The following is a 23,638-nucleotide window of genomic DNA, read 5'->3' as shown; positions in this document are numbered from 1 at the left end:
ACAGGCTTACCCTACCGCTCCATCGCTTTATTGCCTTATCACTTTTATTAACATTTCTTATTTTAAACTTTTTCGTACCTTTTCCGTCCAAATCTATGGCTAAATATACTACTAATACTACAACATGAATAAAAAAGTGAAATGGGGCATCATCATATTCATTGGTGCCGGACTGATAGGCGGAGGTATTTATTCCCAACTCCCCAAGACAAACGAAGAATTGGCGGCTGCCGACAAGGTAATGACCGGTAAACGTGGCGGCAAAAAGGTACTGAACGTAAACGCCCGAATTATAAAACCGCAACTGCTGAAAGATGAAATACAAATCAGCGGCAGCCTGCTGCCTGATGAGGAAGTAGACCTTTCATTCGAGACCTCCGGTAAGATTGTCGAAATAAACTTTGAAGAAGGCAGCTTTGTGAAGAAAGGGCAATTGCTCGCCAAAGTAAACGACCGTCCTCTCCAGGCGCAATTACAAAGGTTGGTATCGCAGCTGAAACTGGCGGAAGACCGCGTATTCCGTCAAAATGCGTTGCTGGAAAGAGATGCCGTCAGTAAGGAGGCATACGAACAGGTAAAGACCGAACTGGCAACCCTGAATGCCGACATCGACCTGATAGAGTCCAACATTGCGCAAACCGAACTTCGCGCTCCCTTTGACGGAGTCATCGGTCTGCGGCAGGTCAGTGTCGGAACATACGCGTCTCCCTCCACCATTGTAGCCAAGCTCACCAAACTTTCTCCGCTGAAAGTAGAGTTTGCAGTGCCCGAACGCTATGCCAATGACGTAAAGACAGGCGCAGGGCTGGACTTCACGCTCGAAGGCAAACTGAACACTTTCCATGCCACCGTCTATGCACGCGAGTCAAAGATAGACCCCACTACCCATACACTGACTATCCGTGCACTTTATCCCAATGCCAACAGCGCCGTACTGCCGGGCCGTTATGCCAGTATCAAACTGAATAAGGACGAAATACAAAACGCACTTGCCGTACCCTCCGAGGCCATCGTTCCGGAAATGGGCAAGGATAAGATTTTCCTTTATAAATCAGGAAAAGCACAACCGGTAGAGATTACTACCGGCATTCGTACGGAAGCCGAAGTGCAAGTATTGCAAGGCCTGAACATAGGCGATACAATCATAACTTCGGGAACCTTGCAACTCCGCACAGGATTACCCGTGACATTAGACAACATTAACTGAGTACGAAATTTTATAAAGTATGAAGTATAAGGTATAAAGTATGAGCTATGGCAAGTCTATACCGGAAGCAGTAACTCATAATCCGTACATTATACTTTATATTCCATACTTTACACTTCATACCTTATACTTTATACTTCATATCATGAATATATCCGAATTAAGCATACGGCGACCGGTACTCTCTACGGTATTGACACTGATTATCCTACTCTTCGGTTTCATCGGGTACAACTATCTCGGTGTCCGCGAGTATCCGTCGGTGGACAATCCCATCATTTCCGTATCCTGCTCCTATCCCGGAGCAAACGCCGACGTTATTGAGAACCAGATTACAGAACCGCTGGAGCAGAATATCAACGGTATCCCCGGCATTCGTTCACTCTCCAGTGTCAGCCAACAGGGCTCGTCACGTATTACGGTGGAATTTGAACTTTCCGTAGACCTGGAGACAGCCGCTAACGATGTACGTGACAAAGTGTCGCGTGCCCAGCGTTATCTGCCTCGCGACTGCGACCCGCCAACCGTATCCAAAGCCGATGCAGACGCCATGCCTATCCTCATGGTCGCTTTGCAAAGCGACAAACGCTCGCTACTGGAACTCAGCGAAATAGCCGACCTCACCGTAAAAGAGCAACTGCAAACAATCTCCGATGTGAGCAGTGTAAGCATTTGGGGAGAGAAACGTTATTCCATGCGCTTGTGGCTCGACCCTATCAAGATGTCCGGTTACGGCATTACCCCCATCGACGTAAAGAATGCGGTAGACAATGAGAATGTGGAACTCCCCTCGGGCAGCATCGAGGGAAACACCATCGAACTGACTATCCGCACACTCGGATTGATGCATACGGCAGAGGAATTCAATAATCTCATCCTGAAAGAGGACGGCAACCGTATTGTCCGGTTCAGCGACATAGGCCGCGCCGAACTCGGTCCGGCGGACATCAAAAGCTATATGAAGATGAACGGCGTGCCTATGGTAGGCGTCGTAGTAATTCCGCAACCGGGTGCCAACCACATCCAGATAGCCGATGCCGTGTACGAGCGAATGGAGAATATGAAGAAAGACCTGCCGGAAGACGTACATTACTCCTACGGCTTCGACAACACCAAATTCATCCGTGCCTCCATCGATGAAGTAAAGCAGACCGTATACGAGGCCTTCGTCCTCGTCATCATCATCATCTTCCTGTTCCTTCGCGACTGGCGCGTCACCCTGGTTCCGTGTATCGTAATTCCCGTATCATTAATCGGAGCATTCTTCGTTATGTACCTGGCAGGATTCTCCATCAACGTACTCTCCATGCTTGCCATTGTACTTGCCGTGGGACTCGTGGTTGATGACGCCATTGTAATGACGGAGAATATCTACGTCCGCATCGAAAAAGGAATGCCCCCGAAAGAGGCCGGTATCGAGGGAGCCAAAGAAATCTTCTTTGCCGTAATCTCTACCACCATTACGCTGGTAGCGGTATTCTTTCCCATCGTATTTATGGACGGTATGACGGGACGACTGTTCCGTGAGTTCAGTATCGTGGTGTCCGGTTCGGTTATCATCTCCTCTTTTGCCGCACTGACCTTTACGCCGATGCTGGCTACCAAGTTACTGATAAAGAGAGAGAAACAAAGCTGGTTCTACCGTAAGACCGAACCGTTCTTTGAAGGGATGAACAACCTTTACAGCCGCTCTTTGGCAGCCTTCCTGCGCAAACGCTGGATTGCGCTTCCTTTCACTGCGGCAACCATTCTCATTATCGGCTTTCTTTGGAACCATATCCCTGCGGAAATGGCGCCGTTGGAAGACCGCTCGCAAATCAGCATCAATACGCGTGGTGCCGAAGGTGTTACCTACGAATACATCCGCGACTACACGGAAGACATCAACCAGCTTGTCGACTCCATCGCCCCCGATGCCGAAGCGGTAACCGCCCGCGTATCCAGCGGTAGCGGTAATGTACGCATCACCCTGAAAGACATGAGGGACCGTGACTACACGCAAATGGAAGTGGCGGAAAAACTATCGAAAGCAGTACAGAAAAAGACTATGGCACGCTCTTTTGTGCAACAGTCTTCGTCCTTCGGCGGACGGCGCGGCGGTATGCCCGTGCAGTACGTGTTGCAAGCCACCAACATTGAGAAATTGCAGGAAGTACTGCCCAAGTTCATGGCAAAGGTATATGAGAATCCGGTATTCCAGATGGCGGACGTAGACCTGAAGTTCAGCAAGCCGGAAGCCCGCATCAACATCAACCGCGACAAGGCAAGCATCATGGGTGTCAGCACCCGCAACATCGCCCAAACACTGCAATACGGTCTGAGCGGCCAGCGTATGGGCTACTTCTATATGAATGGAAAGCAATACGAGATATTGGGAGAAATCAACCGTCAGCAACGCAACAAGCCTGCCGACCTGAAAGGTATCTACATCCGTAGCGACAAGGGAGACATGGTACAGCTTGACAACCTGATAGAGCTGACAAACGGCATTGCTCCGCCCAAGTTGTATCGCTATAACCGTTTCGTGTCCGCTACTATTTCCGCCGGACTTGCCGACGGCAAGACCATCGGGCAAGGTCTGGACGAAATGGACAAGATTGCCAAAGAAACATTGGACGATACTTTCCGCACAGCCCTCACCGGTGACTCAAAAGAATACCGCGAAAGTTCTTCCAGCTTGATGTTCGCTTTCATTCTGGCCATCCTGCTTATCTACCTGATTCTTGCCGCCCAGTTCGAAAGTTTCAAGGACCCGCTGATTATCATGCTGACCGTGCCCCTTGCCATTGCAGGCGCACTGGTATTCATGTATTTCGGCGGCATCACGATGAATATATTCAGCCAAATCGGTATCATCATGCTGATTGGTCTAGTGGCAAAGAACGGTATCCTGATTGTAGAGTTCGCCAACCAGAAGCAGGAAATCGGAGAGGACAAGATGCAAGCCATCAAGGATGCCGCCCTGCAACGTCTGCGCCCTATCCTGATGACGAGCGCTTCTACCGTACTGGGACTGATACCGCTGGCATTCGCCACGGGCGAAGGGTGTAACCAACGCATCGCCATGGGTACGGCCGTAGTAGGCGGTATGCTTGTGTCTACATTGCTTACGATGTACATCGTCCCCGCTATTTATAGTTATGTATCTACCAACCGAAGTAAACTGAAGAACGAATGAAACGTACGCTTTTATCTTTCCTGATCATTCTGTGCACCGCGCTTGCCGTTCAGGCACAGCCAGCACCTGTCTATACCCTGAAATCCTGTCTGGAACAGGGACTGCTGAACAACTATTCCTTGCGTATCACCCGTAACGAACAGCAAGTAAGCAAAAACAACGCCACCCTTGCCAATGCCGGCTACCTGCCCACGCTCGACTTGTCTGCCGGCTATAAAGGTACTTTGGACAATACCGAAACCAAACTGCGCGCCACCGGTGAAACCACCAAAGAAAACGGCGTGTTCGACCAGACCGTCGATGCCGGCATCAACCTGAGCTGGACAATCTTCGACGGCTTCAACATCACCGCCAACTACCAAAAGCTGAAAGAGCTGGAACGTCAGGGCGAAACCAACACCCGTATCGCCATCGAAGACCTCATAGCCAACATCGCCGCCGAGTACTACAACTACGTGCAGCACACCATCCGTCTGAAAAATTTCCGCTACGCCGTATCGCTCTCCAAAGAGCGCCTGCGCATCGTAGAGGAACGGTATCACATCGGTAACTTCTCCCGCCTGGACTACCAGCAGGCCAAAGTAGACTTCAATGCCGACAGCGCGCAATACATGAAACAACAGGAATTACTGCATACCTCGCGTATCCAACTGAACGAGCTGATGGCGAGTGAAGACGTAGACCGCCCTTTCATCGTTGAAGACAGCCTCATCAATGTCAGCGCTAAACTGAATTTCGATGAGCTCTGGAATGCCACCTTGCAAGCCAACGCCGCCTTACTGAAAGCCGAACAGAACAATACGCTGGCACGGCTGGACTATAAAAAAGCCAGTTCCCGCGACTACCCGTACGTAAAGATGAATGGCGGCTACGGTTATACCCTCAACAAATATGATATTTCCGCCAACAGCCGCCGCAGCAACCTCGGACTGAACTTCGGCATCACCGTAGGGTTCAATCTCTTTGACGGCAACCGCCGCCGCGAACTCCGTAATGCACGCATTGCCGTACAAAACGCCCGTTTGGAACGCGAGCAACTGGAACAAGCCTTACGCGCCGACTTGAGCAACCTGTGGCAAGCCTACCAGAACAATCTCCAGATGCTGAAGCTGGAACGACAGAACCTCGTTGCAGCCAAAGAGAACCATGAGATTGCCATGGAACGCTATATGCTCGGCAACCTCTCCGGTATCGAGATGCGCGAAGCGCAAAAGAGCCTGCTGGATGCCGAGGAACGTATCCTATCGGCAGAGTATGACACCAAATTGTGCGAAATATCCCTGTTGCAAATCAGCGGAAGAGTGGAACAGTATTTGGAATAGATGTACCTATAAATCACAATTTTTACTCCCTTAAAAACAAATATTGCCATCTTCTCTTCAAACTTTTCCCTACTTTTGTTCGTAAAGAGAAACCCAAAACAATACCAATATGAAACGAACAATCTTTTTCTGTGCATTGCTTGCCTTGTTCACAAGCGCCAATGCACAGAAAACAATCGACTACAAAAAGAAACATCCTTATAAGGATTGGGTAAAACTGGCCCCCAAATTGGACGATGCCTTCTTCACTACTCCCGAAGCTGTCCGTATTGCCGACAATGTACTGCTCTACCAGCAAACAACCGGCGGCTGGCCCAAAAACATCTACATGCCCGCCGAACTGACAGCCGATGAGTACCAGAAAGCCCTTGCCGACAAGGATAACGTCAACCAAAGCACCATCGACAACAATGCCACAAGCACAGAGATACGCTACCTTTCCCGCATCTACCTTGCCACCGGCATAGAGAAATACAAAGACGCTGCCTTAGAAGGCATACGCTACATACTGAAAGCGCAATACCCCAACGGCGGCTGGCCTCAGTTCTGGCCGCGCCCCAAAGGTTATTATACCCACATCACCTACAACGACAATGCAATGGTGAACGTCATGAACCTGTTACGTGATGTGTACAACAAGAAAGCCCCGTACACCTATGTACCGGATACCCTTTGCCAACGCGCCCGTACCGCATTCGACAAAGGTGTGGAGTGCATCCTCAACACTCAGGTAAAACAAAACGGCAAACTGACTGTGTGGTGCGCCCAGCACGATGAACGCACCCTTGCCCCTGCCAAGGCACGCGCCTACGAACTTCCCTCGCTCAGCGGCGCCGAATCGGACAATATCGTCCTGCTGCTGATGTCCATCCCCGACCCCTCACCCCGGATTATCGCTTCTGTAGAAGCAGCCGTCAGTTGGTTCAAGGCAAACAAGATTACGGGCATCATGCGTAAGGACTTTACCAACAGTGAAGGCAAGAAAGACTATCGGATGGTTCCTTGCCCGCAGGATGACTATCCTTGCCCCGTATTTTGGGCACGTTTCTATACCCTTGAAGACAACCGCCCTTTCTTCTGCGACCGCGACGGAGTGAAGAAGTACGATATTTCCGAGATAGGGTATGAGCGCCGCAACGGCTATAGCTGGTATAACAATGCCGGATTGAAAGTGCTGAAAAAGTACGAACAGTGGAAAAAACAGATAAAAGAGTAACGGCGACATCAAAAAGAAACTTCCATTAGCAGCCTTACATTCCACCGGTCATCATACAAAAAGCCGCTCAAGGAGAGTTTCCAGAGCGGCTTTTATTATCATATTCGGGATTATCGTTATTTACTGCAATTCCACGGTTTCAACTGTTTGAAGAAGTCATTACCCTTGTCATCCACCAGGATAAATGCCGGGAAATCTTCCACTTCAATCTTCCAGATAGCTTCCATGCCGAGTTCGGGATATTCCACACACTCGATGCTCTTGATATTGTTTTGCGCCAAGATGGCGGCAGGGCCGCCGATAGAACCGAGATAAAAACCGCCGTACTTCTTGCAAGCGTCCGTAACTTGCTGGCTGCGGTTACCTTTGGCAAGCATAATCATGCTTCCGCCGTGACTTTGGAAGAGGTCTACGTACGGGTCCATACGTCCGGCAGTTGTCGGGCCCATCGAACCGCAAGCCATTCCCTGCGGAGTTTTGGCAGGGCCGGCATAGTAGATAGGATGGTCTTTGATATACTGCGGCAAGTCCTCACCGCGGTCCAAACGTTCTTTCAGCTTGGCATGGGCTATGTCACGGCCCACGATGATAGTACCGTTCAGAGACAGGCGGGTGGAAACCGGATACTTAGTCAGCTCTTTCAGGATATTTTCCATCGGTTGGTTCAAATCAATCTTCACCACATCACCCTCACCGGCTTTACGGAGTTCGGCAGGAATCAGTTCACCCGGATTGCTGTCGAGCTTTTCAATCCAGATACCGTCCTTGTTGATTTTACACTTGATGTTACGGTCGGCAGAGCAGGAAACGCCCAAGCCTACCGGACAGGAAGCACCGTGACGCGGCAGACGGATAATACGTATATCATGAGCCAGATACTTACCTCCGAACTGTGCACCAAGACCAATTCTGTGAGCTTCTTTCAGCACTTCTTTCTCCAGCTCTACATCACGGAATGCACGGCCGAATTCGTTACCTGTAGTCGGCAGGTTGTCATAGAAATGAGTGGAAGCCAGTTTCACGGTCAGCAGGTTTTTCTCAGCAGATGTACCGCCGATAACGAACGCTATGTGATAAGGCGGACAAGCGGCCGTACCCAATGTCTTTATCTTTTCAATAAGGAACGGAACCAGTGTTTCAGGATTCAAGATAGCTTTTGTCTCTTGGTAGAGATAAGTCTTGTTGGCAGAACCGCCACCTTTGGTCACACAAAGGAACTCGTACTCCATACCTTCGGTAGCCTCAATATCAATCTGCGCCGGAAGATTGCACTTCGTGTTCACTTCGTCGTACATGTTGAGAGGCGCATTCTGGGAATAGCGCAGGTTTTCTTCCGTATATGTTTTGTAAACACCGAGCGAGAGGGCTTCTTCATCACAATAGCCCGTCCACACTTGTTGTCCTTTTTCACCGTGAATGATAGCCGTACCCGTATCCTGGCAGAAAGGCAGTACTCCCTTAGAGGCAACCTCGGCATTACGCAGGAAAGTCAAAGCTACATACTTATCATTATCACTTGCCTCAGGGTCACTCAGAATTTTAGCAACCTGCTCGTTGTGCGAACGACGCAACATGAACGAAACGTCACGGAAAGCGGCATTAGCCATTGCAGTCAAGCCTTCTTTTTCAATCTTCAGGATAGGTTTTCCTTCAAACTCGCTTACAGACACATAGTCTTTGGTAAGCAGATAATACTCAGTCGTATCCTTACCCTTTTCGAACATGGGCTGATACTTGAACGGAGGTGTTGTTGCCATAATTACTTGTTCATTTAGTTTAAAAGTGATTTCGTTACAGCAAAGGTAAGAAGTAATCTTGAAATATTTCTTTAATTAGAAAGAAAAAACGAGATTGAAACCTAATACTTCAACCCCGCTTTCTCTATTTTAATCATATAAAACGAATGGATTTGCCATCCCTCCGCCTCATCTTCATTGTACCTTTTGCATACGTCCTATCAGCTCATCGCCCAATGCGGTCTTCACTTCAATGTGTTTGAGAACGGCCGTTACGAACGGATTGTTTTCGAAGTCACCACGTACCTGCTCGAAATCAAGTTCTTTTTCAAGACGTGAACCATCCGCGCCAAAACCGGTCATGGAAGCCAGAGAAAATTCCTTTTTGGCATCCTCATAAACCATGCGGTCCAGACCAACAACAGCTTCTTTCCATTTCTCGACAATATGAATTATATCCTCTGCAGTCATATTTTCCGGAGCAATGCCATAGAATTCTTCCAACTTCTCATAAGCCCATGTCCACTCATAGGTATAATAATTCCGGTGCATCCGCTCAAACTCGGCATTGATATGCTTCAAACGGTTAATTGCACCCGACTCTATGCCGTCTATCAAGGCGTCAATCTCACTTTTGGGAGCTATCAGTCCGGAAATATCCACCCATTCGCCACTACCGATAGGTGTATCGGGCTTCAATCGGGCGCGAATCTCTTCATTGGTATGAAAACCGATACCTTCCAAACGTTTGATTACCGAATTGCCAAGAAACTTGTGAATGGCTATCTCATAAAAGCGGATACCTTTCACCAGAGCCGAGTTGCGTATCTTGGCACTGTGAAAAGAATAGATGTCGGAAAGTTCGCCAGAGGCATAACGCAGATTCTTCAAAGTCTCCCGTCCCTTGAACATCTTCTGTACGGTATAGGGACTCAACAGATTGTAGTTAATGAAGTCCAGTTTGTTGGTATCGGTACGCTGGTCGCGCCGGGGCCATTTTTGCGCATCACGGATAGTACCCACACTTCGCAGATTGACGCCGGGCACAAGATATGTCGTATTGTTCTGTTCTATCAGATAAGAAAACGGCAGATTGGAAGTATCGGAATGGTTGACGTGGCGTCCCATAACAAGAGAGAACGCCCCCACCCTTGCAGGCCACAGAATATAGGAATCGGAAGTGGTTTTGGCTCCACGCTCCAACGTACCCTGATGGATAGGACCGAGCTTGTACATGTGATTACTTTGATTGGAACCGGAACCGGCATTCATAAAGGAAAACATACCGGCTATAAGCAAGGTGGATTTATGATGTGTCACCGTATAAGGTCCGGCAAAGATGGCACACGCTTCACCGTTTTCTCCCTGGCAGTTACTGAAAAACAAGGAGTCCGAAGCGGAATAGTTGTGCCCCAGCTTGCAAGCCTGCCCTATAAAACAACGGGTAAGCATGGCTCCGTCGTCCACATGCGAACCGGACGATATGATAAAATTATCGCAAATAACGCCGTGTCCGATATGTACAGGCGCGTACTCGTTACTGTTGACACTTCCGTTGTACAGACGGCACGTACCACAAATGTGGCAATAGTCGCCAATGCGGACATTCTTGATAGAACCGGTATTGAGTATCATTACATGGCTGCCGATAGAACCGGTAGCGGAGGCATGCTTATTGGAATAGAAATCGGTAATTTCCTTCATCCGCGCAATCAGCTCCGGACGGTGACGGTACAGCGCCATGATATAAGCCTGATGGGCAGAAAGTTTGTCACTGATAAGTACTTCGCGCCCGCCGGTCTCGTTCAATACAGACACTTCCACACTGTTACCGAACCTGGACAATCCGTCTACAAGAATAATGTCTACATTCTCAATGAAAGTATCATGCCCTATTTCATAATTGGCAATGTAGTTTTGGATATTCTCGATGCAGCAATTATCACCCACCGTTACATTGTGAAGCGTTACATGCCGCAAACCGGAATGTTTCTTTATTCCACCCGGCAAAGTAAATTCGGAATGGAATACCCCCAAACGCACCTCACCCGAAAAACGAGTATGATGTACGAATTCCGTTGAAAACTCTTCTGCAACGGTTACTTTCCCCCAATCATCTGCCAGACACGACTGGCTCTTCAACCGAAGAACTTCGTCTTCGGTCAAGTTTCTGTAAGTCATAACATTCAAATTAAAAATGAAGAATCAATTCTTCATTGAATTAAACTTCCTCTTCATCGTAAGTCTGATAAAGAAAATCGTTATAGGGGTACTTCTGCACATGCAGTTCTTTTACACGCCGGTAAACCACACTCTTCAGTTCCTCTACATTGATACGTTCGCGGGCAGAGATGAAAAGGCAATTGTCTTCCAACTTCGCCATCCACGTCTTCATCAGTTCTTCGAGTGTTAAGTTTTCTTTGGTTCTGGGGGTAAGGTCGTCGTCCGCTTTCGCCACATAGGTGTAAGCGTCTATTTTATTGAATACAAGTATCATGGGCTTACCGGATGCACCGATGTCCGCCAATGTCTTGTTCACCACTTCTATCTGCTCTTCAAAATCGGGGTGGGAAATATCTACGATGTGCAACAACAGGTCGGCTTCGCGCACCTCGTCCAACGTAGATTTAAAAGAGTCTACCAAATCGGTGGGCAACTTACGAATAAAGCCTACCGTGTCCGACAGCAGAAACGGCAGGTTCTCGATGATAACCTTGCGCACCGTAGTGTCCAACGTGGCAAACAGCTTATTCTCCGCAAACACTTCGCTCTTGGAAAGCAACGTCATCAGAGTAGATTTACCGACATTGGTATATCCTACCAATGCCACACGAATAAGGCGGCCGCGGTTCTTACGCTGGGTAGCTTTCTGCTTGTCAATCTCCGCCAGACGGTCTTTCAGCAATGACATACGGTTCAGGATGATACGGCGGTCCATTTCCAACTGCGTCTCACCCGGTCCGCGCAGACCCACGGAACCTTTACCGCCACCGGCTCCCGAACCGCCTCCCTGACGTTCCAAGTGTGTCCACAAACGTTGCAGACGGGGAAGCATGTATTTGTACTGCGCCAATTCAACCTGAGTTTTCGCATTGGCAGTCTGTGCACGCATGGCAAAGATGTCGAGGATGAGTGAGGTACGGTCCAATATCTTTATTTTCAGTTCAGCCTCGATATTGCGTATCTGCTTTGCCGAGAGCTCATCATCGAAAATCACCATACCGATTTCGCGCTCGGCTTCTTCTTCGCTGCGGATATATTCTTTTATTTCTTCCAGTTTACCCTTGCCGACGTATGTCACAGAGTTTGCCTGGTCTAACTTCTGAGTAAATCTTTTCACTACTTCCGCCCCGGCTGTCTCAGCCAAGAATGCCAGCTCGTCGAGGTATTCGTTCGTCTTACGCTCATCCTGAGTTTTTGTGATAAGACCTACCAATACTGCGGTTTCGACCTGCGCTTCGGAAATTACAAATTCTTTCATTCTACTTTATACCTTATTATATATATGTATCTTTATTATATGTGCCGGCAAATATAAGAAAAAACAAAACCATTCTCATAGTGTTCATTCCCATTTTTAATAATAAGGATACGGATTCCTGTCGTAAACCATCGAGCACCGTCAGATGCCACAAAACGGAAAGCGGATGTGCCAGCCCATACCTTCCGGTCTTTCGGCCCTGCACACCCGCCTTAATTATTTACGGATATTCCGTTTATTTCATTTCGATAGCGCTGTTATAATCGCTTTCACGGTTCGGAAGAATCCATTTCCAGAACTCCGATACATAGTTGCTATCTTTAAATCCGAATGTTCCGCTAATATACGAACTGTAATTACCGCCTTCCTTAAAAGAGTTACGAACCACTGGATCGCCCCAACGTTTACAGTCATACCAACTGAAACCTTCGCCCCATAACTCCAGACGACGGTATTTCTTAATCTCTTTCAGTAAATCCTCACCGGTAGCCGTACACGTATACTGAGGGTCACGGCCGCTGTTTTTATTCAATTCAACCAAGCTGTTTTGTGCAGCAGTCGGGTCTGAACTCAGATAATAATTAGCTTCCGCCTCAATCAACAACATCTCCGAAGCACGGAAAATGGGCTGACAACCTACAGCCGGCTGTGCCGTAGCTTGGAATTTCAGGCTGGCATAAGCATATGCCTGCGGTGAAGCAGAGGCTACCGTCTCCTTTACATACTTATTGGCTTTCGCAGAAGCGGCCTTGCCCTCCGCTGTACTGTTAAATTTATTGGCATTACGGCTTTCAGTACTTACAACATCCAAGAATGTTTTACTTCCATCTTCCGGCAAGAATGTAGATTCCGTCAAGAACAATCCTTTACGAATATCGCTGTCGGCAAAAGACTCAACCAAATCACGATTGATACATACATTGATATTTTGCTGCGCATAGTAACCGTTACAAGCCATGAAGAGCTGCCATCCATAATACCAGATAGTTTCGGAAGCATCATTGTACACACCCCAAATCCACTCACTGCTGGGAGTGCAGAAACCGCTATAATATGTATTCGTGTCCATCAAGGGGAAATTTACACGCGCCAAAGCCGCATGTTCCTTGGCCACGGCATAATCCTGACGCGTTAAAGCAGCACGGGCATAAATGGCATGAGCCACCGGAGCATCCGGGAAACTGATATTAGAGGTAGCATCCCAGTAAATGTCATCGCGGGTAAGTCCGGAAACCTCATATAATCTAAGGGCTTCATCAAGATCATCATAAACCTGCTTATAGGTTTCGGCCAATGTAGACAACTTCAAGTCTGTCTCTTCACCAGCTTCGGCTACTTCCTTAATGCGCAGTACCACACCATCGGTAGCACCATCATTACTACGTGCCCAAGGCTCACAATATAATTCAGCCAAACGGAAGAAAGAATAAGCACGGAATGTAAGTGCCTCGGCTTTCAAGAAGTCTTTCTCTTCTTGCGAACCTTCTGCTTTATCAATACGATTGATTACCGCATTGGCATTTCCAATAATCAGATAATAGTAATACCAGGGGTAAGAATCATAGATAGAGCTGCTGCTCTGGGTTATGGTAGACTGGTTGTTCATCAGCGGAGACCATCCCGGTGCCATATAAGGGAAGTTGAAATCCTGACCGGGATATTCGCCATAAAGCAACTTCATAGTACCTTCACCGTTGAAGTTTTGTCCATAATAGGCATGTTGCTGAACCATTGTCCTGCAAATACCGTTGATAACAAGTTTTGCATTATCCGTTGTAGAGAAAATCACATCTCCCCCCGCAGTCTGCGTGGAGTCTGTATTGAGCCAACTGTCCGAGCAAGAGGTAAATCCCAACAGACAGCCGAGTCCTAATATCATTACGTTCTTGAATATATATTTCATAATCTGTTTCATTTTAGAAGTTTAAATTAAGTCCGAGCGTAAACACACGTGCTGCAACGAATGTATTATCTTGAGAACCGCTGAAGCTATATTGAGGATTCATACCCTTACGCGCCGTAAAAGTAGCCGCATTTTCAATGGAGCCATAAACGCTCAATCCACCCAATCCCCATTTTGTAACGACTTTCTTTGGGAAAGAATAGTTCAGATTGATATTTTTGATGACAAAATAAGAAGCATCCGTCAGCCAGCGTGAACTTGCACCATAAGAAGTAGAAGCCAAACTTGAAAGGTCGAACTGAGGCGTACCGTTCGGATTCAAACGATTGGGAGAATCTTCGGTCATACCTTCCGGAACAGCTTGCCAGCCATTCAGCACATCCTTATGCAAGGCTCCCGGACCATTAGTCGTAGTATACATTAATCCTTGATAATTATAATCATATACTTTTCCGCCCAATGAATATGTACAGAGTACGGAAAGTGTCAGGTCTTTCCATGTCAAAGATGTATTGATACTTCCATATACATCGGGCAATGCACTGCCTTGCCATTCTTTTTCGGCATACGATGTATTGTACACATAGTTTTTACCGTTGATAGTAACATACTCATCTTGAGCTTTCAGAGCATTGATTGTACTTTCACCCAGCTGTGAGTTTGCATTATAAAGCGCACGTCCGTTCATTTGGTCTACTCCGGCGTAAGTATAAGTATAGAATTCATAGATGCTGTGTCCTTCACTATAATTCTGTGTTCCATGCAGAATGTCTTTACCACCGGGCAATTTTGTAATTTCGTTATGGATAGTAGTCAGGTTCAAACCGATATTCCACTTCCAATCTTTAGTCCGGATGGCATCTACATCCATAGCTACCTCAAGACCGGTATTGCGAACACTACCTATGTTAGCAAAATATTGTGACATTCCGGACGGCGTCTCGTCAGAAGTAGCAAACCAGTCGGTTGCACCGCCAGAAAGCGGATTGTAAACCGTGAAAAGCAAATCTTTAGATGTTTTGTTGAAGAAATCCAAAGAGAAATTGAAACGGTTGAACAAACGACCTTCCAACGCGATATCCAATGAACCGGAAGTTTCCCATTTCAAGTTCTTATTAGGTATCTGAATTTTATAGAACGCACCGATACCGGCATTGACATCCGAATAGAACAGTTCCTTGTAAGCATAATAATCGGCACCGGCATCATTACCAACTTCACCGTAAGAAACACGGAACTTCAGATTATCAATCCATGTAAGGTCTTTCATGAACTTCTCCTGAGAGATAATCCAGCTTGCACCCAGCGACCAGAAATTACCCCACGGATCGGAGAAACGTGAAGAACCGTCGCGACGGAATGAAGCATCCAGGAAGTATCTTTCCGCAAAGTTATAGCGTGCACGGGAAAGATAGCTTTCCGTAGTGTATTCTTGGTTATAACCATCGATACTTGTCATTTTCGCAAAATTGCTCATCTCCGTATTTCCACTGACTTTCATCTGTTCCTTCATCATGAAATCATAATTATAGGAGTGCTTGAAAGATTCGTGAGCCAGCAATACATCAATATGGTGCTTATCAAAATCGTGAGCCCATGTCAGTTCCTGTGTAAAACGGTATTCGCGTGTACGGTCATGTACTTTTGAAAGACGGCCGTTGTTAGCGGCACCGTCACCGCAATAGGGGTTATTGAAGGATTTTTCCGTGTTATTTACATTATAGAGGTCCCCCCTTACAGTAGCCGCAAAATCTTTCAAGAAAGAAATCGTACCATATATCTGACCTGATACGGCATTACGTTCCTTACGGCTGATATCATTCTGAATTTCATAAATAATATTACGACCACTCAAATAATCATAGTTACTTATATCATAAGAGTTACCGTTGCCATCTGTAGCCACGCTTCCGTCTTCATTATGCATCAAATAAGGATAGACCGGTGCCATCTGACCGGCTGTATAGAACGGATTAGCAAAATATGCATCATGAGCATTAGCCTGATAATTAGAGCCGGACATTGTTCCGCTCAGACTTACACCTGTTTTAAACCAGGAAGTCGGCTGATAGTTAGCCTTCAAACGTGCAGTGAAACGGTCATAATCTGAGCCAATGATATATCCTTTCTCATTCAAATAGCCGAAAGAAGAGAAAATATCATACTTTTCTCCCATAGCATCCGCACTGGCTGTGTATTCCTGACGATAACCTGTGCGCTCCAATGCCTTCAGCCAATCCAAATCATTGTAACCGGGTTTTACCTTTGCTACGAACTTTCCATTTTCATCGAACATGGCAGCACCGTTCTTATCAAAGATAGGAGAAAAAACAATGTCATCATTGACTGTTTTAGATGCTTCGAATGCTTGTTGCGGAGTAACTCCACCGTCTTTTTCCCAATAGCTTTGCATACCGGAACGCATAGCTTCCATCCATTGGTTTACGCCCAATTTGTCATATTCCGGTATACCACGGGTATACATACCCTGCTTCACACCAATCCGGAAGTTCAACTTATGACTTTTACCTTTTTTAGTGGTAATCATGATAACTCCATTAGCAGCCTTATTACCATAAAGAGCGGCAGATGAAGCATCTTTCAGAACAGAAATAGATTCAATATCCTGCGGATTGATATCATTCAAGCTTCCGCCATAAGGAGAGCCGTCTACGACAATCAGCGGGGCATTAGTTCCGTTTACAGAACCAAATCCGCGAATACGGATTTCGGATTTATCGCTACCCGGCTCACCATATGAGTTATTCACCTGAATACCGGGAGCAGCACCTTCCAAAGTTCCCGTTACTTCAGTAACAGGGCGCATTTCCAGTTTCTTTGAGTCGATAGAGGCTACAGCACCTGTAATGGACTGGCGGCTGGCAGTACCGTAAGCAACAACGACAACTTCATCAAGCACCTCAGTATCAGGTTTCAATACCACTTTTAAGTTCGGCTTGATAGCCACTTCCTGAGTCTGCATACCGATGTATGAAATCTGCAAAGTTTTCGCAGAACTATATAATATGTAAACTTCTATAAATAAGCATTTTATAAATAAATATAAAGTCATTATATTTAACCCAAAAACTCAATAGAATATGCTCTACCATGTATTTACAAAACTATCAAGTTACTCACGTGTTACCATGTTTTGCAATAAAACAATGATTATCAATGCTATATACATATTGGTGTAACCTATATTGTAACTATTGAAATATACTTTAGTTTTTTATTGAACTATTTTTGTAAAATAAAAAGTAATGTGAGCAGTCGTGGTTGTCCATAAAGAAACACACTATGATGAAAGTCGCAAACAGAGATTTATGTCAAAATAAAACATAATCCTATTACAAAAACCATCATAAATAAGTTATTATAATAAGATTATAATTATCTTTGTGTAAAACATGTAACCTATGACAAAAATAAATCCTTTCATAACCAGTGGCTATATTTCAGCAAAGTACTTTTGCGACCGTATAACCGAAACAACTACATTGACACGTTATATAACCAACGGGAATAATGTAGCTTTGATATCCCCTCGTCGTTTAGGAAAAACCGGGCTGATAGAGCATTGTTTTCATCAGCAACAAATAAGGGAAGTATATCACACATTTTTAATCGATATATATGCAACAAAGAATTTTCAGGAGTTTGTATTTGAACTTGGTAAAGGTATTCTGAATGGTTTGAAGCCGCGTGGAAGAAAAGCATGGGAGCTGTTTCTCAAATGTTTATCCTCTCTTCGCACCAGTATCTCTTTTGATTTCAGTGGTAATCCCAGTTGGAATTTGGAAATGGGTGATATAAAGGCTCCCGCTATAACGCTTGATGAAATATTCCGTTATTTGGAAGAAGCGGATAAGCCTTGCCTGGTTTCCATTGACGAGTTTCAAGTCATAGCCAAATATCCGGAAGGGGATGTTGAAGCCATATTACGGACACATATCCAACATTGTTCCAATGCAAAATTTATCTATGCCGGTTCGCAACGTCATATGATGGGAGAGATATTTACTAGTCCGTCACGTCCGTTTTACCAAAGTACGGCCATTATGGAGCTGTCTCCTATTAATGTAGATATTTATACGGAATTCATAAAAAGACACTTTGCGGAGAATAAGAAAAAAATTGCAGTAGAAACAATTCAAGAAGTTTATAAACGTTTTGAAGGAATAACCTGGTACATTCAGTTTATGGCAAACTCGCTTTATGCAATGACTGCTGAAGGTGAGGAGTGTACTGTTGATAAAGTGAATTTTGCCATTGAAAATATTTTGTCACAACTAAATTTTACCTATTCTTCACTTCTGTTTCAACTCCCACCTAAGCAAAAAGAAGTCCTCATTGCTATTTGTAAGGAAGGAAAGGCTCAGGAAATCACTTCTTCTAAATTTTTAAAAACTTATAAGCTAACGGCGAGTTCTGTGCAAGGAGCCATAAGAGGACTTTTAGATAAAGATTTTGTAACTAATGAATTGGGAGTGTATAGCGTGTATGACAAGTTCTTCGATATTTGGTTAAGGAAACGGATCAGTTAAAAAGGAATACTATTGTTGACAGACCTTTTCTAGTGATGCAATAATAGAAAAATCGGTAAAAGCAGTTTGCCTTTACCGACTTTTACTTATAACATATTCTTTACCTCTATCAATTCTGGTCACTCGGAGAAATTTGAGAATTATTCTCTATTTCCGAGATGGGCAACTGATAAAGGAACGGACGTTCTTCCTGATTATAACGGAACTTGGCAGCAGAGAAGTGATTGTTGTTTTCTGCACCCCAGGTTTCATCCGTACGGTCTACAGGAATATTCAAACGACGATTGTCAATATATTCCAAGCCTTCTCCCCAGAACTCTACACGTTTTTGATAAATGATTTCCTCTATCAAGTCGGCTTTGTTCGTAAAGGTGTAATCATAATCGGGTTGACGGGTCTTCATGAAGTTTTCTAGTTCGGTTACAGCATCCGGAGAATTCTTGTGTGCCAAAGCTTCTATCTTTATCAGATAAGCTTCTTCCGAACGCATGTAGATATAGTCTCCCAATTCCCAACCGCTGAATGTACCTGCCTGGATATTTTCACGACCTGTACCGATGAATTTTACAGCCTGATATTCTACGGAAGCTGGCGTCTTAGTATCACGCAACAATGTCACACGGATAGGCTTACCGTCTTTATCTTCAGTATCCACACCTGTAGAACGGTCGCAGCAGAACCATTGCAGACGAACATCATTATCCGCGATGCGGTCTACAAACGGCTTAAAGGCGGCACGCCATACACCGATACCGGCATAGCCTTCACTGTAAGCATCCATCTGCGAGAAGTAAGATGCATAAACCGTACTATTATCTGCAGTAATGTCGCAGCCGAATACCACATCCGGCAGGCTGATGTTACTGAACCCTTGCAGTATCTGATTTTCATTCGTCAACATAGGGATGTTGTCTATCACTACTTGCGCATATTCTATCGCTTTATCCCATTCATGGATAACCATATTTGCACGGGCCAAGTGCATAGCTACTACGCAACCGTCCATATCCGTAGGTGAGGAGGTGTGTACCATATCCAATTGTTTGAAGAAGCCGAAGGCAGTAGTAAGGTCGCTCATGATTTGCTCATATATCTGGGCTACAGTAGCACGCGGCTGGTCGCCTTCCGTTTTTTCTGTGATAAGTGGCACGCACGGAGATTGCGAGAAATCATATTTCTCTCCACGTCCCCATTTCGTTCCGTCTGCACCGGTATAATAGGAATGCTGGTACAGATAGGTCAGTTGCAAGTAGGCATAGCCACGGAAGCCGAGGGCGATGGCACGATATTTCAAATTGGCAGGATCTTCACTACTGGGGTCAATCAGTTTGAGAATATTATTGGCATTGGCTATGACACGATAGTATTCTTTCCAGCGATTGTTGGTCGGAGTATAGTTCTGTTGCCAATAATCCAACAAATAATGATAGAGACTCATACCGAAACGTCCGGTCATAATCATGTCGTTACCCATCAGCGATGTCAGGTAATCAAAGCTCTTTTGACCGAAATAATTATGTTGCATATCGGTATCATAATACTGTTGCATATCAGAATACATACCTGCCACAGCGGCCGAAAAAGTTTTATCAGGGTCGTCCTGAGCCACATTGCCCAGTTGGTCTTCGGTCAAATAAGCGGTAACATCGGCATCTTCAACACAAGATGTAAGCAGGCTGCCGACAACGAGTACCTGCATCATATATTTTATTATCTTCATATACAAAACTTTTTTAGTTAGAATGTAAGGTTGATACCTCCGGAAATCACACGCATCGGAGAATAGCCTCCATATTCATCGTCAGCGCCTGCCATTGCCACACGGGGGTCAAATCCCTGACGTTTGGACCACAAGGCAAGATTGTCTGCTGTAGCATAAATGCGCAACTTTTCAATACCGAATTTCTGCATCAGGTTTTTTGGCAATGTGTAACCCAAAGTAATGTTGCGGATACTGAAGTAGCTGGCCTTTATCAGATTGAGATCTGACTGTTGAGTGAAAAAATTAGAAGCATTGTCTGCATTCCAGATAGGGAGTGAGCCTGTACCTGTCTCCGGATTGAACGTCTTCCACATATCCTTGTTATGACCTACATAGAATGAGGAACTCATACCGTCCAAATAGGAATAATCATAAGCATAGCCTCCAATCTGGAAAGCTGTTGCTATAGAAAGATCAATACCTTTGTAAGAGAAAGTAGTACTGAAACCGCCATTAAAATCAGGCAATGCAGATTTGCCGATGAAATAGCGGGTTGCTTCGGCGTAAGTAGTAGTGGTAGTGCGGCCTATTACTTCTCCTTTATCATTTGTTTCGTCCATGTACCACATAGCATTTCCTTTTTCATCCATACCAGCATACATATAAGTATAGTATTCAAAGCGGCTCTTGCCTTCACGCAGGTTGAATGGACCACTAGTAATACCATCTTTGCGATTTTCTTCGGGCAGTGTCAAGATGCGGTTTTTGTAGTGGGAACCCACAAGCGATACTGTCCACTTCAAGTCAGGCTGATTGAAAATATCTACATTTACATCGAACTCTATACCGGTGTTTTTCATCGCACCCAGGTTTTCCCAGTTATATGGACGTCCGGCTGTAGAGAAAGCTACGGGACGCTTGAAAAGCATATCGTCTGTACGGCGATAGAAGTATTCAAATGAACCATATACGCGGTCGAACAAGCGGAAATCTACACCCACGTCAAAAGTTTTCTGCTTTTCCCATGTCAAATCCGGATTACCGTAAAATTCCGGTGAATAGCCTAATTCAGCGCCATTCCAAGTAACCGTATATTGATCTTGGTAAGGTGTGTATACATAGGCGTAACCTTCATCCGAAAGAATATTTTCATTACCCTGGGTACCATATGAAGCACGTATTTTCAGGTCATTCAACCAAGCGTCCGTTCCGTCCATAAATGCTTCATTGGAAATACGCCAAGCGGCCCCTACCGACCAGAAATTACCCCAACGGTCCAGGAAGCGGGAAGTACCGTCGCGGCGGAAAGCTGCTGAGATATAATATTTGTTATTGTAATCATAGTCTGCCATACCGAAATAGCCCTCAATGTTGTGGTTCACCTTGTAGCTATTGATGTATTGCATCTGTCCACCATTGTTCAGTTCCGGATTGCTCGGATTAAAAAAGTTAGTTTTCTGTCCGTCAAAATAGTCGTATTCATACTTATAGTATTCATGACCTACCTTAGCCGATAAGTGGTGGTAATCGCCGAACACATTGCTGTAGGCCAAAATTTGGTTGAAGTTGGTAGTTGTTGTGTTGATACTTGCCTGTGTACCTCGACCACCGAACGACTGTCCGTCACCGATAGTCGGCGTGTAATAGAGTGTTTCGCTGTCATTCGTAAAATCATAACTGTAATTTGCCGTAAACTTGAAGTTCTTCAAGAATGAGATTTCTATATATGAACGTGAAGTCAGGTTATTATACACGCTTTCACGGATGTCCTCTCTCATGTTGGCTATCACATTTTGATTAGTTGCAGTAGGGCGTTTGGATGTACCGTCTGTTTCACCGTTTCCGGCATCATACATGGGACGTCCGTCTTCATAATATTTCATGTTACCTTCTGCGTCATAGGCATGAACTGGGAAGATAGGAGCCCAGGAGCGTGCCACAGCGAAAGGATTGGAAGCAGTTCCGGCATTTTCCTGTACACCGTTTTGAGTAGCTTTGGAATACCCTACATTGGTACCTACTTTCAACCAAGACTTCAGTTGGGAGTTAACATTGGCACGAGCCGTAAAACGTTCATAAGAAGAGCCTAATACATAAGAGTCATTATCCAGATATCCCATAGATACATAGAAGTCTGTACGGTCGTTACCGCCTGAAGCAGATACATTGTATTCCTGACGGAAAGCGTTGTCGAACAAGGCATCAGCAAAAGTGTCATCATAACGCAAACGCGCATTGGGGTTAAGTTTACCATCGGGTGTCACCAGATATTCTCCTTGCGGAATAATGTAAGCATTGTAATTACCCAGTTCGCCCAGCAAATCCTGACTGGCTGCCAAATTAGAATCTTCAATGGAGTTTCCGGCTGCCCAATAGGTATTACGAATACCATACCAAGTCAGGCGATAGAATTCTCCAGGATCAGTAGCCATGTCATAATCCTTATACGCACGCTGTGCCACACCCCAACTACCGTCAAAGTTAATGGATACTTTGTCTTTACGTCCGGTCTTGGTCGTAATCATAACCACACCTCCGGCTGCACGAGAACCATACAAGGAGTTAGAAACAGCGTCTTTCGATACGTTCACCGAAGCAATATCTGTAGGATTGATATCCGATAACTTACCGTTGAAAGGCACGCCATCTACCACAATCAACGCATTATTGCTAGCCGAAATAGAACCTATACCGCGCAGGACGATATCGGCATCCTGTCCCGGCTGTCCGGAAGAACTTACTACCTGTAAGCCGGCTACAGCTCCTTCGAGTGCGTTTGAAACGGATGCAGCCTGCGAATTACTGATAATTTCATTCTTCACACTACTGATGGAGCCTACCAAATCCTGCTTGCGTTTAGTGCCATAAGCTACTACGGTTACTTCATCAAGCAACTCTGTATCAGACTTTAATATTACTTTTAGGTTCGGTTTGATAGCTACTTCCTGAGTCTGCATACCGATGTACGAAATCTGCAAAGTTTTCGCAGAACTGCATTAAAATTAAATAGCTGATTATTAATATATTATATATTTGATAGAACTTATTATAATTAGTATAGTCTTCTTTAAAAGCCAATATAAGAGAGGTACGGGGTTTGGGAGTATACCCATTATCTACTTGAATTCAATATATACCATTGATATACAGCTATCTATGACAATAATACACTTTTATTATCATATTGAAAATTTACTTTCTGTTTTTTTCTTTATCTTTTTGTTGATATAATTTAATCAATTATATATTGAACTTAAACGAATACATTGCTATGGAGTACTATAGTGCATCTTGTATTAACTATTGTTCTTTTGTAAATATTTATAAATACTTTATTCCTAAA

At 45.2% G+C, this 23,638-nt stretch carries 12 protein-coding genes; 5 read left to right on the top strand and 7 right to left on the bottom strand.

Translation table 11 applies throughout. The annotated features are described in order from the left end of the window. The first annotated feature begins 124 nt into the window (after positions 1-124). The 4 genes from H8S52_RS13870 (at position 125) to pelA (ending at position 6,923) form a co-directional block, all read left to right on the top strand. The gene (locus H8S52_RS13870; protein ID WP_186910029.1) at positions 125-1,207 is read left to right on the top strand and encodes an efflux RND transporter periplasmic adaptor subunit; all 1,083 of its coding nucleotides are present in this window, start codon (positions 125-127) and stop codon (positions 1,205-1,207) included. A gap of 145 nt (positions 1,208-1,352) precedes the next feature. After that, positions 1,353-4,385, top strand: a complete 3,033-nt coding sequence (locus H8S52_RS13865) for an efflux RND transporter permease subunit (protein ID WP_186910028.1) — start codon at positions 1,353-1,355, stop codon at positions 4,383-4,385. Continuing rightward, positions 4,382-5,707 (top strand): TolC family protein, encoded by a 1,326-nt coding sequence (locus H8S52_RS13860; protein ID WP_186910027.1) that lies wholly within the window; start codon positions 4,382-4,384, stop codon positions 5,705-5,707. Before H8S52_RS13865 ends, H8S52_RS13860 begins: the two co-directional genes overlap by 4 nt. Positions 5,708-5,816: 109 nt before the next feature. Continuing rightward, positions 5,817-6,923 (top strand): pectate lyase, encoded by a 1,107-nt coding sequence (gene pelA / locus H8S52_RS13855; protein ID WP_186910026.1) that lies wholly within the window; start codon positions 5,817-5,819, stop codon positions 6,921-6,923. 116 nt (positions 6,924-7,039) lie between these two features. Here pelA and H8S52_RS13850 read toward each other — a convergent pair whose 3' ends face one another. The 5 genes from H8S52_RS13850 to H8S52_RS13830 form a co-directional block, all read right to left on the bottom strand. Further along, positions 7,040-8,680, bottom strand: a complete 1,641-nt coding sequence (locus H8S52_RS13850) for a fumarate hydratase (RefSeq protein WP_186910025.1) — start codon at positions 8,678-8,680, stop codon at positions 7,040-7,042. 174 nt (positions 8,681-8,854) lie between these two features. After that, positions 8,855-10,840, bottom strand: a complete 1,986-nt coding sequence (locus tag H8S52_RS13845; RefSeq protein ID WP_186910024.1) for a DUF4954 family protein — start codon at positions 10,838-10,840, stop codon at positions 8,855-8,857. Between the two features lie 40 nt (positions 10,841-10,880). Then, the gene (gene hflX / locus H8S52_RS13840) at positions 10,881-12,140 is read right to left on the bottom strand and encodes a GTPase HflX (RefSeq protein ID WP_005657681.1); all 1,260 of its coding nucleotides are present in this window, start codon (positions 12,138-12,140) and stop codon (positions 10,881-10,883) included. 235 nt (positions 12,141-12,375) lie between these two features. After that, positions 12,376-14,043, bottom strand: coding sequence for a RagB/SusD family nutrient uptake outer membrane protein (locus H8S52_RS13835; RefSeq protein ID WP_186910023.1), 1,668 nt, complete (start codon positions 14,041-14,043; stop codon positions 12,376-12,378). 13 nt (positions 14,044-14,056) lie between these two features. Next, on the bottom strand, positions 14,057-17,116 hold the full coding sequence (locus tag H8S52_RS13830; RefSeq protein WP_186910022.1) for a SusC/RagA family TonB-linked outer membrane protein: 3,060 nt from the start codon (positions 17,114-17,116) through the stop codon (positions 14,057-14,059). A 349-nt stretch (positions 17,117-17,465) separates the two neighbouring features. Between H8S52_RS13830 and H8S52_RS13825 the strand changes: the two genes are divergently transcribed. Next, a complete protein-coding gene (locus tag H8S52_RS13825; protein WP_117985703.1) occupies positions 17,466-18,593 on the top strand; it encodes an ATP-binding protein in 1,128 nt (375 codons plus the stop codon). 109 nt (positions 18,594-18,702) lie between these two features. Here the strand turns inward: H8S52_RS13825 and H8S52_RS13820 are convergent, their stop codons facing one another. After that, positions 18,703-20,313 (bottom strand): RagB/SusD family nutrient uptake outer membrane protein, encoded by a 1,611-nt coding sequence (locus H8S52_RS13820; protein ID WP_186910021.1) that lies wholly within the window; start codon positions 20,311-20,313, stop codon positions 18,703-18,705. A gap of 17 nt (positions 20,314-20,330) precedes the next feature. Beyond that, positions 20,331-23,273 carry a SusC/RagA family TonB-linked outer membrane protein gene (locus tag H8S52_RS13815; RefSeq protein WP_186910020.1) on the bottom strand — a complete coding sequence of 981 codons (2,943 nt, stop codon included), beginning with the start codon at positions 23,271-23,273 and terminating at the stop codon, positions 20,331-20,333. Between the last annotated feature and the right edge of the window lie 365 nt (positions 23,274-23,638).

It is taken from the genome of Bacteroides sp. NSJ-48 (assembly GCF_014287405.1).
GTDB classification, from domain to species: domain Bacteria; phylum Bacteroidota; class Bacteroidia; order Bacteroidales; family Bacteroidaceae; genus Bacteroides; species Bacteroides stercoris.
This window is presented reverse-complemented; position numbering and strand designations above follow the sequence as displayed.

Excerpts from the sequence above, each read along its gene's own strand:
- H8S52_RS13870 (WP_186910029.1), top strand. The coding sequence starts at position 125 with ATGAATAAAAAAGTGAAATGGGGCATCATCATATTCATTGGTGCCGGA.
- H8S52_RS13865 (WP_186910028.1), top strand. The coding sequence starts at position 1,353 with ATGAATATATCCGAATTAAGCATACGGCGACCGGTACTCTCTACGGTA.
- H8S52_RS13860 (WP_186910027.1), top strand. The coding sequence starts at position 4,382 with ATGAAACGTACGCTTTTATCTTTCCTGATCATTCTGTGCACCGCGCTT.
- pelA (WP_186910026.1), top strand. The coding sequence starts at position 5,817 with ATGAAACGAACAATCTTTTTCTGTGCATTGCTTGCCTTGTTCACAAGC.
- H8S52_RS13850 (WP_186910025.1), bottom strand. The coding sequence starts at position 8,680 with ATGGCAACAACACCTCCGTTCAAGTATCAGCCCATGTTCGAAAAGGGT.
- H8S52_RS13845 (WP_186910024.1), bottom strand. The coding sequence starts at position 10,840 with ATGACTTACAGAAACTTGACCGAAGACGAAGTTCTTCGGTTGAAGAGC.
- hflX (WP_005657681.1), bottom strand. The coding sequence starts at position 12,140 with ATGAAAGAATTTGTAATTTCCGAAGCGCAGGTCGAAACCGCAGTATTG.
- H8S52_RS13835 (WP_186910023.1), bottom strand. The coding sequence starts at position 14,043 with ATGAAATATATATTCAAGAACGTAATGATATTAGGACTCGGCTGTCTG.
- H8S52_RS13830 (WP_186910022.1), bottom strand. The coding sequence starts at position 17,116 with ATGACTTTATATTTATTTATAAAATGCTTATTTATAGAAGTTTACATA.
- H8S52_RS13825 (WP_117985703.1), top strand. The coding sequence starts at position 17,466 with ATGACAAAAATAAATCCTTTCATAACCAGTGGCTATATTTCAGCAAAG.
- H8S52_RS13820 (WP_186910021.1), bottom strand. The coding sequence starts at position 20,313 with ATGAAGATAATAAAATATATGATGCAGGTACTCGTTGTCGGCAGCCTG.